The 13,975-nt window shown below is 37.0% G+C and carries 16 protein-coding genes; 8 read left to right on the top strand and 8 right to left on the bottom strand.

What is annotated here, in order from left to right; all coding sequences use genetic code 11:
* Positions 1-22: 22 nt before the first annotated feature.
* From ACXAGJ_RS03865 to ACXAGJ_RS03840, 6 genes are all read right to left on the bottom strand, one after another.
* Positions 23-2,191: a prolyl oligopeptidase family serine peptidase gene (locus ACXAGJ_RS03865; protein ID WP_474837303.1), complete on the bottom strand. Its 2,169-nt coding sequence runs from the start codon at positions 2,189-2,191 to the stop codon at positions 23-25.
* Positions 2,192-2,392: 201 nt separating this feature from the next.
* Complete coding sequence (locus tag ACXAGJ_RS03860) at positions 2,393-2,761, bottom strand: DoxX family membrane protein (RefSeq protein ID WP_073316131.1); 369 nt, start codon at positions 2,759-2,761, stop codon at positions 2,393-2,395.
* A gap of 150 nt (positions 2,762-2,911) precedes the next feature.
* Positions 2,912-3,904 carry an aspartate-semialdehyde dehydrogenase gene (locus ACXAGJ_RS03855; RefSeq protein ID WP_474837300.1) on the bottom strand — a complete coding sequence of 331 codons (993 nt, stop codon included), beginning with the start codon at positions 3,902-3,904 and terminating at the stop codon, positions 2,912-2,914.
* A gap of 229 nt (positions 3,905-4,133) precedes the next feature.
* Positions 4,134-4,553 (bottom strand): large conductance mechanosensitive channel protein MscL, encoded by a 420-nt coding sequence (mscL, locus tag ACXAGJ_RS03850; RefSeq protein ID WP_474837298.1) that lies wholly within the window; start codon positions 4,551-4,553, stop codon positions 4,134-4,136.
* A 101-nt stretch (positions 4,554-4,654) separates the two neighbouring features.
* Complete coding sequence (gene alr / locus ACXAGJ_RS03845; RefSeq protein ID WP_474837296.1) at positions 4,655-5,767, bottom strand: alanine racemase; 1,113 nt, start codon at positions 5,765-5,767, stop codon at positions 4,655-4,657.
* Positions 5,760-6,407 (bottom strand): thymidine kinase, encoded by a 648-nt coding sequence (locus ACXAGJ_RS03840; RefSeq protein ID WP_473283921.1) that lies wholly within the window; start codon positions 6,405-6,407, stop codon positions 5,760-5,762. The genes alr and ACXAGJ_RS03840 overlap by 8 nt, the downstream gene beginning before the upstream one ends.
* A gap of 106 nt (positions 6,408-6,513) precedes the next feature.
* Here ACXAGJ_RS03840 and ACXAGJ_RS03835 point away from each other — a divergent pair, with 106 nt between their 5' ends.
* The 6 genes from ACXAGJ_RS03835 to ACXAGJ_RS03810 all read left to right on the top strand — a co-directional run bounded on the left by ACXAGJ_RS03835 (position 6,514) and on the right by ACXAGJ_RS03810 (position 10,078).
* A complete protein-coding gene (locus tag ACXAGJ_RS03835; RefSeq protein WP_474837294.1) occupies positions 6,514-7,296 on the top strand; it encodes a hypothetical protein in 783 nt (260 codons plus the stop codon).
* Between the two features lie 17 nt (positions 7,297-7,313).
* Entirely contained in the window at positions 7,314-7,658 is a 345-nt protein-coding gene (locus ACXAGJ_RS03830; RefSeq protein ID WP_474837292.1) for a DoxX family protein, read from the top strand.
* Positions 7,658-8,332 carry a 16S rRNA (cytidine(1402)-2'-O)-methyltransferase gene (gene rsmI / locus ACXAGJ_RS03825; RefSeq protein ID WP_474837290.1) on the top strand — a complete coding sequence of 225 codons (675 nt, stop codon included), beginning with the start codon at positions 7,658-7,660 and terminating at the stop codon, positions 8,330-8,332. The genes ACXAGJ_RS03830 and rsmI overlap by 1 nt, the downstream gene beginning before the upstream one ends.
* Entirely contained in the window at positions 8,332-8,904 is a 573-nt protein-coding gene (locus ACXAGJ_RS03820; protein WP_474837288.1) for a uracil-DNA glycosylase family protein, read from the top strand. The genes rsmI and ACXAGJ_RS03820 overlap by 1 nt, the downstream gene beginning before the upstream one ends.
* A 21-nt stretch (positions 8,905-8,925) precedes the next feature.
* A complete protein-coding gene (locus ACXAGJ_RS03815; RefSeq protein ID WP_474837286.1) occupies positions 8,926-9,267 on the top strand; it encodes a HopJ type III effector protein in 342 nt (113 codons plus the stop codon).
* 112 nt (positions 9,268-9,379) lie between these two features.
* Entirely contained in the window at positions 9,380-10,078 is a 699-nt protein-coding gene (locus tag ACXAGJ_RS03810; protein ID WP_474837284.1) for a M50 family metallopeptidase, read from the top strand.
* A 64-nt stretch (positions 10,079-10,142) separates the two neighbouring features.
* Here the strand turns inward: ACXAGJ_RS03810 and ACXAGJ_RS03805 are convergent, their stop codons facing one another.
* Complete coding sequence (locus tag ACXAGJ_RS03805) at positions 10,143-10,733, bottom strand: carboxymuconolactone decarboxylase family protein (RefSeq protein ID WP_474837282.1); 591 nt, start codon at positions 10,731-10,733, stop codon at positions 10,143-10,145.
* A gap of 127 nt (positions 10,734-10,860) precedes the next feature.
* Between ACXAGJ_RS03805 and recJ the strand changes: the two genes are divergently transcribed.
* Together recJ and ACXAGJ_RS03795 are read left to right on the top strand one after the other, a co-directional pair.
* Positions 10,861-12,546 carry a single-stranded-DNA-specific exonuclease RecJ gene (gene recJ / locus ACXAGJ_RS03800; RefSeq protein ID WP_474837280.1) on the top strand — a complete coding sequence of 562 codons (1,686 nt, stop codon included), beginning with the start codon at positions 10,861-10,863 and terminating at the stop codon, positions 12,544-12,546.
* 60 nt (positions 12,547-12,606) lie between these two features.
* Positions 12,607-12,960: a hypothetical protein gene (locus ACXAGJ_RS03795; RefSeq protein WP_473283904.1), complete on the top strand. Its 354-nt coding sequence runs from the start codon at positions 12,607-12,609 to the stop codon at positions 12,958-12,960.
* A gap of 4 nt (positions 12,961-12,964) precedes the next feature.
* Here ACXAGJ_RS03795 and ACXAGJ_RS03790 read toward each other — a convergent pair whose 3' ends face one another.
* On the bottom strand, positions 12,965-13,900 hold the full coding sequence (locus ACXAGJ_RS03790) for an alpha/beta fold hydrolase (protein ID WP_473283902.1): 936 nt from the start codon (positions 13,898-13,900) through the stop codon (positions 12,965-12,967).
* Positions 13,901-13,975 lie beyond the last annotated feature (75 nt).

The raw sequence follows: 13,975 nt of genomic DNA, 5'->3' as shown, positions 1-13,975 counted from the left end.
GTATAGGGAGTGTTTTTTGAATTTATCCTTTGATATCGTCAGTCACTTTTTCAGGCAATACCTCATATCCCATATTGTACAATGTGAACCCAAAAACATCTGCGAATTGCTCAATAGTTTTGCTAACTGGAGTCCCAGCTCCATGTCCTGCATTGGTTTCAATACGGATTAATGTTGGATTTTCTCCGGTTTGCTTGTCCTGTAATTGTGCAGCAAACTTGAAAGAGTGTGCAGGTACCACACGATCGTCATGATCTCCAGTGGTAACCAAGGTAGCAGGATATTCTACCCCTTCTTTTACATTGTGTACAGGAGAGTATCCTTTCAAATATTCGAACATCTCTTTATCATCTTCAGCAGTACCGTAATCATATGCCCATCCTGCACCAGCAGTAAACGTATGATAGCGTAGCATATCTAGTACACCTACCGCAGGAAGAGCTACTTTCATAAGATCAGGTCTTTGCGTCATTGTTGCACCAACCAGTAATCCTCCATTCGAGCCTCCTCTTATTGCCAAATAATCACTAGAGGTATATTTGTTTTCTATTAAATATTCTGCAGCTGCAATAAAGTCGTCAAAAACATTTTGTTTTTGCATTTTGGTCCCAGCTACATGCCATTTTTTACCATATTCTCCTCCACCTCTTAGGTTAGGCACAGCAAAAATTCCTCCTTGCTCCATCCATACGGCATTACCAATACTGAAAGAAGGAGTAAGGCTAATATTAAAGCCACCATATCCATAAAGTAGTGTTGGGTTTTTACCATTAAGTTCGATACCTTTTTTGTACGTTATTATCATAGGTACTTTGGTACCATCTTTTGAAGTGTAAAATACCTGCTTACTTTCGTAATTGTCCGGATTAAAATCGATTTTAGGTTTACGATATAATTCAGAGGTTCCGTCGGTGATGTTGTATTTGTAAATGCTCGAAGGCGTTTTATAATTGGTGAACGAATAATATAATTCTTTTTCTTCTTTTTTGGCTCCAAAACCATTAGCGCTTCCTACTCCTGGAAGTTTTACTTCTCTAATCAATTTTCCGTCATAATCATATTGTAATACTTTAGAAACGGCATCCACCATATATTCCGCAAAGAAATATCCTCCACCAGTACCTGGACTTAGCACATTTTCAGTTTCCGGAATGAAATCTTTCCAATTTTCTGGGGTTGGATTTGCTGCATCTACAGTAACTATTTTTTGATTTGGTGCATTTAGGTTGGTAACCAAGTATAGTTTTGATCCTACATTTTCGATGATATAGGTATCGCTATCGGTATGATCCAGAATGGTTACTAATTCGCTATTAGGCTTTGTTAAATCTTTTATGAATAACTTATTTCCAGAAGTCGAGATACTTGCAGAGATGATTAGGTATCGATCATCTTCGGTTACACCTCCACCAATGTATCTATGTTTTTGTTCTGGTGTACCTCCAAAAATTAGTTCGTCTTCCTTTTGTTTGGTGCCTAATTTGTGATAGTACACCTTGTGTTGATCAGTTTTGGCAGAAAGTTCGCTTCCTTTTGGCTTATCGTAGCTAGAATAATAGAATCCTTCACTACCTTTCCAGGACATACCCGAAAATTTAACATCAATAAGGGTGTCTTCGATGACTTCCTTAGTTTCAGCATTCTTGATGATGATTTTTCTCCAGTCGCTACCTCCTTCAGAAATAGCATAAGCAACTAGTTTTCCATCTTTAGAAAAACTTACACTACCTAATGATGTAGTACCGTCTTCGCTAAATGTATTAGGATCTAAGAATACTTCAGGCTCATCACCATCATTTTTAAACCTATAGATTACATATTGATTTTGAAGACCATCATTTTTATAGAAGTAAGTGTAATCACCTTCTTTAAAAGGAGATCCTACTTTTTCATAATTCCATAGATCTGAAAGACGTTTTTTGAGATCTTCTCTAAAAGGGATATTTTCTAAATACCCAAAAGTGGTTTTGTTTTGTGTTTCTACCCATTTCCCGGTTTCTTCACTTCGATCATCTTCTAACCATCGGTAGGGGTCTTTCACTTCGGTTCCAAAATAAGTATCTACGGTATCAACTTTTTTGGTTTCAGGATAATTCAATGCAATTTGGTTTTTACTGGGTTGTTCTTTTGATTCGTTTTTGCAGGCTACCATAAAAATTAGAACAGATAGCACAAAGAGTGTGTTTTTCATGATGAGAATTCGTTAGAATAATACACAAATCTATCAAAAGAAGCGTGGCTAAATGCTAAAGAAAATATAAAAAAAGACTGCCTGTACACGAATCTATGAAGAAAAATGTTTTTCTTCCAGGAAGCTTTGGGGTTTAGCGACCTGTAGGATTAGTATACAAAGGCAGTCAGAAATTTCTGTAAGAAACAAAAAAAAATGGTTTTAGAAAAGAGGTTTATACTTGTCCCAAAATTTAGATATTAAGAAAGTGTTGACAAGAAATACAAATATGGCAGGACCAATATTTGCAGGGTCAAGTGTAACGTGAAATAAGATGATATTCACAGAGATAGGTGCCAATAGTATTAAGGCAAAAGGAACTGCTTTATTAATAAGTAGCAAAAAGCCAACAATTACCTCGATTAAACCTACAGTTTTTAGAACGTAACTACTGGCTAATGCACCAAAAAATACACCGGCCTCTGGATTTGCAAATTCAAAGTCGGGTAAAAACCCTATAAATTTATTGATTCCGAAAAGAACTAGCATCGCTCCCAACAGTATTCTTAAAATTAAAACTAACTTATTCATTATGTTATTTTTTTGTGATTAAATTACTGTATTAGAGGAGGAAATGTTAGCAACCTTACAAATCTTATTTTCTGTACAAGTAGATATAAAAAGAAAATCCCTTGCTATTTTTTAGATAACAAGGGACTTTGAAGTGTTGTATAATGGTGTTTAACCGATAAGATTATTTTCGGTCAGATATTCAGCAATTTGCACTGCATTGGTGGCTGCTCCTTTACGTAAGTTATCCGAAACGATCCACATATTTAATGCATTTTCTCGAGAATGGTCTCTACGTATTCTCCCTACAAATACATCATTTTTCCCCTCTGCATAAATTGGCATAGGATAGGTATTTGTATCTGGATTATCTTGTACGGTTACTCCTGGAGTTTCATTTAATAATGTTCTTACATCTCCTTCAACATATTCGTTTTCGAACTCAAGATTTACGCTTTCACTATGTCCTCCAACCACTGGAATTCTAATGGCAGTAGCAGTTACTGCGATAGTACGATCATCAAGAATTTTCTGGGTTTCGTTTACCAGTTTCATTTCTTCTTTGGTATATCCATTGTCCTGAAATACATCGCAGTGTGGTATTGCGTTGCGGTGTATTGGATAAGGGTACGCCATTTCACCATTCTGACCAGCATATTCATTCTCTAACTGTTGCACCGCTTTAACTCCAGTTCCTGTAATCGATTGATAAGTAGAAACTACAACTCGTTTGATTTTATATTGATCATGCAAAGGTCCTAATGCCATTACCATTTGTATGGTTGAACAGTTTGGATTGGCAATAATTTTGTCATCTGCAGACAAAGCTTTGGCATTAATTTCTGGAACTACCAACTTTTTGGTAGGATCCATTCTCCAAGCCGATGAATTATCGATTACCGTTATACCGGCATCTGCAAATTTTGGAGCCCACTCCAAAGAAGTACTTCCTCCTGCGGAGAATAAGGCAACATCCGGTTTCATTTCGATAGCAGTAGAAAGCCCTACTACAGTGTATTCATCACCTTTGTAAGAAATCTTTTTACCTACAGATCGCTCTGATGCTACAGGAATTAACTCGGTTACAGGAAATTGTCTTTCCTCTAATACTTTTAACATTACGGTTCCTACCAGTCCGGTAGCACCTACTACAGCTACTTTCATGAATTTTGTTCTTTTTAGAAATACAAAAGTCGTATAAACTCTTTTAAATTTGGGCAAATGTGAGGAATATTTTAAAGACCACAAGAAATTACACAAAAAATATAGAAATTCACATTATTTGTTATATAATAAACAAGATGTAAAAAAGAACCACCCTGGTATGGGTGGTTTAGTTAGAATATGTAGTATAGCGGTCGCTATAGATAATTCATTCTAAGAATGGTCGAGATTATTGTTTCTTCAACAAATCTCTGATTTCTGCCAATAACTCTTCTTGAGTTGGTCCCGCAGGTGGTGCCGGAGCTTCTTCTTCTTTTTTCTGTGTTTTTTCGTAAGCCTTGAGCACGATAAAGATAAATAAACCAACAATTATAAAATTAATAATTGCCTGAATCAAGTTGCCATACGTCATTACAGCTGCTCCCGCCTCTTGAGCGGCAGCTAAGGTTTCATATTCTTTGCCATCTAGGGCAATAAATTTCTGTGTGAAGTCAGTCCCACCGGTAATGATACCAACAATAGGCATGATGATATCAGCTACAGCCGAACCTACAATTTTGTTAAAAGCTCCACCGATTACAACAGCAGTTGCAAGATTTATAATATCACCTTTCATTAAGAAAGACTTAAAATCTTTAAAGAATCCCATATGTATAGATATTAATATAGTTAGTATAGGCCTAATTTAACAAAAATTAATTTACACCTTGAATGAGAGAAATGATTTAAAAAGTGCTTTTTCGATAAACGTCAAGAATTGTCGATAACTACACGTTTTACCCGGGGCGAGATGGCAGTTAGTAACTCATAAGAGATCGTACCCGAGTGTTCTGCAATTTTTGCGGCATTCGAAGTATGATCAAAAATAACAACCTCATCACCTTCATTACAATCTATATCAGTAATATCCACCATAATCATATCCATGCAAACATTCCCAATGATATAGGCCATCTTATTATTGATCGTTACAAATCCTTTTTTATTCCCGAAGAATCTACCTATACCATCTGCATGTCCAATAGGGATAGTAGCAGTTTTTACATATCCCGGAGCTTTATAGGCGCGATTATACCCTACACTTTCTCCTGGTTCTAAGGTGTGAATTTGGGAAATGACTGATTTTAATGAAGCAACGGGTTTTAACTGCGTATCAAATTTGGCCTCATTACCATATCCATACAGACCGATACCGGTTCTTACCATATCAAAATGTGCTTCGGGATAGTTTAGAATACCCGAAGTGTTGGATTGATGAAGGATAGGTCGGTACCCTAGTCGATTACTGATATTCTCAGCTATTTTTTGAAATGTATGTATTTGATCCAAGGTAAAAGTTCTTTCCTCATGGTCTTCACTGGCTGCCAGATGAGAAAGTAAGGCTTTAATTTTTATAGCCTGGGTGTTGTTAAGTTGTTCAAAAATGTAATCAATATCGTTTTCCCAAAAGCCTATTCGATTGAGACCGGTATTGAATTTAATATGAATAGGATATTCTTGTTGATCTAACGAATCAGCAAGTTTGATAAATTCTCTAAGTGTTCTAGGGCTGTATAAACTTGGCTCTAGTTGATATTTGATTAACTTTTCAAAGTTAATAGGTTGTGGATGCAATACCAATATAGGCGTTGTGATTCCGGCTTCTCTTAATAGAATACCTTCAGAAACATAGGCTACTGCAAAATAATCGGCTCCCAACGTTTCAAGATGTTTGGCAATAACAGTAGCATCGCTTCCATAACCCGAGGCCTTCACCACAGCAAGCATTTTAACCTGAGGAGCGACCTTACTTTTTAGATAATTGAAATTATGAGTAAGATGGGATAGATGAATTTCTAAAACAGTTTCTCGGGTACTACTCATTCGTGTTTTCTGAGTTTTTTGATATTTCCTTTGGGTCCTTTACTTCCATACCTTTCACCTTTTCCTTAAGCATAGCTTTATAATAGGCTGCTCTGCTTAGAGGCTCATATTCTTCAGTTTCTCCCAACAGGACCAAATCGTCTTTTCTGGATTTTCGATAACTGTACTGTGCCAGATTTCCTGTACGAGTGCATACAGCATGTACTTTGGTCACATATTCTGCTGTTGCCATAAGTGCGGGCATAGGTCCAAAAGGATTGCCTTTAAAATCCATGTCCAATCCTGCAACAATTACTCGGATTCCTTTGTTTGCCAAATCATTGCAAACGGCTACAATTTCATCATCAAAAAATTGAGCTTCATCGATCCCTACCACATCACAAGTATCTGCTAGAATGCGAATATTGGCAGCCGCAGGAACAGGAGTTGATCGAATCTCATTGGCATCATGCGAAACCACCATCTCGTCATCATAACGAACATCTATGGCGGGCTTAAATATTTCAACCTTTTGTTTCGCAAATTGGGCACGTTTCAAACGGCGGATCAATTCTTCCGTTTTCCCAGAAAACATCGAACCACATATTACTTCTATCCACCCAAATTGCTCTTTATGATTTACCGTATTTTCGAGAAACATTTTGTACTTTTCAGAATCAATTAAAGAAATCCCTTTTTCCTTACCTAAAAGATGAGGTAAATTTATTAAAAAACCAAAAGCAGTATCGCAAACGTATAAGAAAGTTATGAAGAAGAAATTGGAAGCTGAATTGATAAGTATTGCTCACCGAATATTACAATTAAAAGATAGATCCACATTACCACAGTTGCAAGAAGAGGCAAGACAGTTGTATGAAAAACTAACCATTTTAAATTTTGCCGAAGATCATTTTCTTGGACCACAACCTACTATTGGACAGATACGTAAAGTGATCGAAGAACAAGTGTCCAATACCTTTGAGGAAAAGAAATCAATTACTCCAGTACCTGTTACACCACCATCAGAAATTGAAAAAAGTATTTCAGAGCCCTCTTCTCAAAATGCTCATCAGGAAGTAAAGGAACAAGAGCCAGTTTCTTTGGATCAGAAACCAGAACTAGTGATCGAGGAAATTAATGCCAGAGTAAGTGAGGATTTATTTGTACCAGCTTCAGATACCAGTGAAGAAGTAAAAACATTTTCAGATACTTTGACGTCTACACCAGATTATCAAAAAAATGATATGAATGATGTTACTCCGCAATTAGACAAATCTGAAGATCACGAAAAACCAAAGTCTCTTAATGAGCAACTGCGGAAAGATATCCATATCGGATTGAATGATCGTTTGGCCTTTATCAAACATCTTTTTGAAGGGAGTACGCCAGATTATAATCGCGTGCTTTCTCAGTTAAATACCATAAACGATAAAAAAGGAGCCGAAGATTTTATTAGCTCGATGGTAAAGCCTGATTATAACAATTGGGAAGGAAAAGAAGAGTATGAGAATCGCTTTATGGATGTTGTACTCAGTAAATACGAAAACTAAACACAAATCTAATATTTATGAAAATAGTTTATTGGATAACTACGGTTGCCCTGTGTGCCATTATGTTGTATTCTGCACAGATGTATTTTTTTAAGACTGAAATGATCAAAGGTTTTTTTGAAAGTTTCAATTATCCAACATATATCGTTATTCCTTTGGCAATAGCCAAGATTTTAGGGATAGTAGCCATTTTGACCAATCAAATTAAATGGATAAAAGAATGGGCGTATGCTGGTTTCTTTTTTGATCTGGTATTGGCAAGTCTTGCACATCATTATGCTGGGCATCCAGTAGGATTGTCGGTATATGCAATTATTATTTTGATTGTATCTTATGCGGTTGGTAAAAAAGTGAGACCTTAATGTCAAAGTTATATATTGTTCCTACTCCAATAGGTAATTTAGAAGATATGACCTTTAGAGCGATCAAAGTGCTAAAGGAAGTTGATCTTATTTTGGCAGAAGATACCCGCACTAGTGGCAAACTTCTCAAACACTTTGAAATTGCTACTCCTATGCAGAGTCATCATATGCATAATGAGCATAAAACGATAAATAACATTGTAAATCGATTACAAAGAGGAGATACCATTGCCCTTATTAGTGATGCTGGTACTCCTGCAATAAGTGATCCCGGTTTTTTACTTACTCGAGCTTGTGTAGAGCAAGGAATTCCGGTTGAATGTTTGCCTGGGGCAACGGCATTTGTGCCTGCTTTGGTGAATAGTGGCTTGCCCAATGATAAATTTGTTTTTGAAGGCTTTTTGCCTGTTAAGAAAGGACGGCAAACCCGACTAAAATTTCTGGCAGAGGAAACCAGGACCATGATTTTTTATGAATCTCCGCATAAGTTGATCAAAACCTTAGGGAATTTTGTCGAATATTTTGGAGCCGAACGATTGGTTACTGTATCTCGTGAGCTTAGTAAATTACATGAAGAAACCATTCGCGGTACTGCCAAAGAAGTATTATCTCATTTTGAAACCAAACCTCCAAAAGGGGAAATTGTTATCGTTGTAGAAGGAAAAAAGAAATAGTGGATCAATTACTTTCAGATATTAGATCGTGTGGTGTTTGCGCCGAACATTTGGCTTTAGGGCCTAGACCAGTAGTTACTGGTCATCCTGAAGCAAAAATTGTCATTATTGGTCAGGCACCAGGAACCAAAGTGCATGCCTCTGGCGTGCCCTGGGATGATCAAAGTGGAAAGCAACTACGGAAATGGCTCGATGTTTCGGATGAAGTGTTTTATGATGAAACTAAGATCGCCATTGTCCCTATGGGATTTTGTTATCCCGGAAAAGGAAAAAGTGGAGATTTGCCTCCACGACCAGAATGTGCACCGCTTTGGCATCAAAAATTATTCGATCATATGCCCAATATCGAATTAATCATCCTTATCGGACAATATGCTCAAAAGCACTATTTACAAAAAAATGTAAAAAATAATCTTACCGAAACGGTTCGTGCGTATCATGAATATTTGCCCAAATATTTTACCTTGCCTCACCCGTCGCCAAGAAATCGGTTTTGGTTTACAAAAAACCCTTGGTTTGCCATGGATGTACTTCCTGTACTTCAAAGTATGGTTAAGAAGGCGATCACATAAAAACCTGTTTAAATTTTAGAAATGACAATATCTCAATTTATATCCAAAGTAAAAGAACAACCTAAACAACTATCCTTTGAGGATACAATGAACGTTATTGAAGAACACTATAATTTTACACCAAGTGCTTTCAAAAACGGAGAAGTGGTTAATAAAGAAGGAGAGAACTCGGGGTCCTGTAAACTATTGAGTTTTGCACAACTTCAACAATTAAGTAAAGAAGAGACTTTACATTGTTTTGGGCAGTACTATACCGATGTACTAAAAACTCCTGAAGGTAATGACCATCAAAATATCCGTAATTTTATGAAAACAGGATGGGATGGGGTTTCTTTTGACCGAGATCCACTGGTTCAAAAATAAGCGATACGGTTTATAAAAAGGCTAACCAAACATACGTTACAAAAGAATTACTTTCAATAATACATTAGTGTAAGCGTTATTGATACTAAAGTAATCCTTAAAACAAAAGTCATTGAAACGTAAATCGTTGTTTACCATTTTGGGCGTAAGCCTTTTGGTTTTCTTATTATGGCAATTACCTTATTTTGGGGTAATACAGTACCCTTTTTTGTTGTTAGGAACCTGGTTTCATGAAATGGGACATGGTCTTACTGCTATACTACTAGGAGGTAAATTTTATTATCTGGAGATTTACGAAAACGGAGGAGGAGTAGCTTATTCTAATGTAGAGAACAGCTATGTAAACTATGATCTGGCTAGAGCACTTACAGCTGCAGGAGGATTGTTAGGACCAGCTATTTCGGGTGCCATTATGATTACTGCTGCAAAAAACCGGATAGCTTCCAAAATTACTTTATGGGTATTGCTGCTGATTATGGTAGTATCCTTATGCATTTGGATTCATGACCTACTGGCACTAGTTATTTTAAGTGTGTTTGCCGCTATTTTGTTTTTTGTTGCGATACTAAGAATTCGAAATCTTGAAGCGTTTACCCTATTATTTTTGGGTACCCAATGTGTGTTGAGCACCTATTTGCAAACGGGATATTTGTTTACCAAACAATTTGAAAGAAGTGGAAAGATACACTATTCGGATACACAAATGATAGCTGCTCATCTATCAGGAACTTATTGGCTATGGGCGATATGTATTCTTATAACAACCGTTTTTTTACTCTATCGTAGTTATCGATACTATCTTCGTAAATAAAATTAGGCCATACAAGTGTATAACTTATACAGCCTAATTTTTATAGGTTGATCAGGAGTGACGTCTACACGTGTTTTCCTTTTTCCCAGCCGTGTTTACCAAGGTATTGTTCACCAGATTCTATAGCACCTTCTTCAACAATAGTTCCCATAGAGTCGTTCCATCTATTCAAATACCCGAACAAAGAAATTACACCGAGCATTTCCACAATTTCACCTTCGTCCCAATACTTGTATAATTCTTCTTTGATTTTGGCATCAACAGCATTAGGGATTACTGAAGCAGCTAGAGAAAAATCTAGTGCAGCACGCTCGGCATCGCTAAATGCTGGATGTGTCTTATATTCCCAAATGTTATCTAATTGTTCTTGCTCGGCACCGTATCGCTCTGCAGCACGAATAGCATGAGCCTGGCAATATCTACATCCTGTAGCATTACTGCTTACCCAAGCAATCATACGTTTTAAAGCAGAAGTTACTCGGCCCTCATTAGCCATTACCGCTTTATTAAGATTAATAAATGCTTTTGAAATAGCGGGTCTTCTCTGCATAGTAAGCACAGAATTAGGGCAAAAACCAAGAGTTTCATTAAAAAATTCTGCTAGTTTTTTGGTTTCCAGATCGTGTTCTGGAGATAATGGAGTTACTAATGGCATGTGTATATTTTTTTGAGTTTAATCTAAAATTTTAGAGAGGCAAAATACAAAACTAATACCCAAATACATGATGATGAAGATGTTTTTTGTACTTTGTATTTTTAATTGTTTGGAATAGATTACACCCATGAGATGGACACTAAAACCCACCCCTGATACTTCGATTGTAAATGCTTTGGCAGAAGGCCTTAATGTAGATACCATAATTGCTACTTTGCTGGTGCAAAGAGGGATTGAAACTTTTGATGAGGCAAAGAAATTTTTCAGACCATCTCTCGATGATTTACATGATCCTTTTTTGATGAAAGATATGGATCGTGCAGTAGATAGAATCGAATCCGCAATTCGTAATGAGGAGAACATTTTGGTGTATGGGGATTATGATGTAGATGGCACCACTTCGGTAGCTTTAATGTCGTCATATCTTTCCACTTTAACGCCTCAAGTGGCTACCTATATCCCAGATCGATATCAAGAAGGATATGGAGTTTCTTATCAGGGGATAGACTATGCGCATGATAATGATATTTCGTTAATTATAGCTTTGGATTGTGGGATAAAAGCCATTGAAAAAGTGGCATATGCCAAAGAAAAAGGAATTGATTTTGTGATATGTGATCACCACCGACCGGGAGAACAAATACCAGACGCCGTAGCGGTTTTGGATCCAAAACGTAGTGATTGTGAGTATCCGTATAAAGAGTTATGCGGTTGTGGTGTGGGGTTTAAGTTAATTCAGGCGCTGGCTTCAAGATACGATCAAACTATAGAAGACTTATTGCCTTATTTGGATCTGGTAGCTACAGCAATTGGAGCTGATATTGTCCCTATCACAGGAGAAAATAGAGCCCTGGCACATTTTGGATTAAAGGTAATCAATGCTCATCCTAGGACTGGATTTAAAGCGATGTTGTCTAAGGCAAACAAAACTACCCTAACCATTACCGACCTGGTATTTCTTGTAGCCCCCAGAATTAATGCTGCCGGGCGAATGAAACACGGTTTGCACGCAGTTAACCTGCTTACAGAGACAGATTTGCAGACTGCTTTACAATTTGCTTCAGAAATTGAATTGTATAATAGCGATCGTAAAGAGGCAGATAAGAAAATCACTGAGGAAGCTCTGCAACAGATCAAAGACAATCAGGAAGAAGAACGATATACCACGGTTGTTTATCAGGAAAATTGGCATAAAGGAGTTATTGGTATTGTTGCCTCTAGACTTACCGAAACCTATTACCGACCAACATTAGTTTTTACCAAAAGTGGAGATAAATTGGCGGCTTCGGCGCGATCGGTAAGAGGGTATGACGTATACGAAGCCTTAAACGCTTGTACGGATTATATCGAACAGTTTGGCGGCCATAAATATGCTGCCGGACTTACTTTGCTTGAAGAAAATTATGAGGCTTTCAAAGAGAAATTTGAATCTGTGGTGGCATCTACTATTGATAAAAAACTATTAACTCCGGAAATCATGGTGGATATGCCAATCGAGCTCACTCAAATTACGCCAAAGTTTTATCGCATCCTAAAACAGTTTGCTCCCTTTGGTCCAGGTAATATGACTCCGGTATTTATGACCGAAGGTGTAAAGGATACAGGGTACGGAAAATGCGTGGGTGCAGATGACAAGCATCTCAAATGTGCCGTGCAAAAAAATAAAATTGCTGTAGGTGCTATAGGTTTTGGTTTGGGAGCGAAGCAAAACCTGATTACAGGAAATAATTCGTTTAAAGCCGCATATTCGATTGACGAAAATGAATGGAACGGGCAGGTATCTTTACAACTGAAGTTAAAAGATATAAATTAACTTATTTTTATTTAGATTGATTATAAATAATATGTATTTTTGAATCAAAATAGATTCAGAATGAGCCCTATTGATAAAATATTCAGCAACGAAATTGGTATTTCCTTCTTCTGGAAGAAAGAAACGCAGACCAATACACCCAAAGTACAATTGGTATTTAGAGATATTGGATTTTTACTAACGCTTAATGAGTTAAAAGACTTTTCGGATTCCTGCACCAACACCATTCAATCGCAATGTTGTAGTGAGTGTATGGATCCAGAACATTGTCGATCCTTATTATTAAGAACACCATCAGATAAAATTGATCTTGCAGTAAACCGACAAGAAATTCACCAGATTCAAGAATTGATCAACGGGACCATTTTTAAGATGGAGCTAAAAAGTTGGATTAATGGATTAAGTTTTAATTAACCCATTATTTTTTCATAAAATCCAGGATTTTATAGGTAATTTCCTGTGCCTTGGTTTCCTGAATAAAATGTTTTTCGTCTACAAAATGAATATCTTCGGGCCTAACACCCAGGGCATTTGCCGCTCTGTTTTCTTGTGGAGGCCACTGCAGCATGGTATCGTGTATTCCCCAGATTACCGAAACAGGAACTTTTACATTCTCGAATACTTCACTATAATCCGGAAGGTCATTACACGTTTGACTGAAGAAGTAATACATCGCATCAGTTTTACCTTCCAATAAAGGAGTTTTATATCCTTCGACATCAACAGGATTAAGAGTATTTTCTTTTAACCCTTCTTTAAACAACTTTTTTAACAGCGTATTGGTAGTAACCCCATTGCGATAGGCCCACATGGCAGTTTTGGCAAAGCCACCCGGTTTCATACGAACAGGAGGGTAGAAACCTTCTTCATAGATAATGGTATTGAGTACGACTAACTTTTCAATTTTATCAGGATCTTGCTTGATCAATTCCCAGGTCCATAAACCACCAGCATCATGCATAACATGGGTCCAGCTTTCGATACCCAAAGATTCCATAAGTTCCAGAATTCGTTTGGCATGGTTTTCATTGTTATATATTTCAAAGCCTTCTGGAGAATCACTAGAACCATAACCCAACATATCCGGTACAATAACTCGATACCCTTTTTTGGCCAATGGATCAATCATCTTGCGATATAACCAGCCTGATGCAGGAACACCATGAAGTAGCAAAATAGCAGGCCCCTCACCTTTGTCGATATATTTGATCAAACCATCTTGAGTAGGGTATAATCGTTGTTCTGCTCTGAAATCCTCGTAGGTAATTTGATTTTTTCTAATTTTAGTAGTTTCATAGGGCTTGCAGGAAAATAGGAGCAATCCCAGTAGGGTGAAAAGAAAAAACTTTCGCATAGCAATGATGATTTATGAGGTAGCAATTTACTTAAAATCATTTTGGTATGCCATAACTGATAAAATTTTAAAGTA

The organism is Aquimarina sp. AWH4_224, from assembly GCF_056160245.1.
This window is presented reverse-complemented; position numbering and strand designations above follow the sequence as displayed.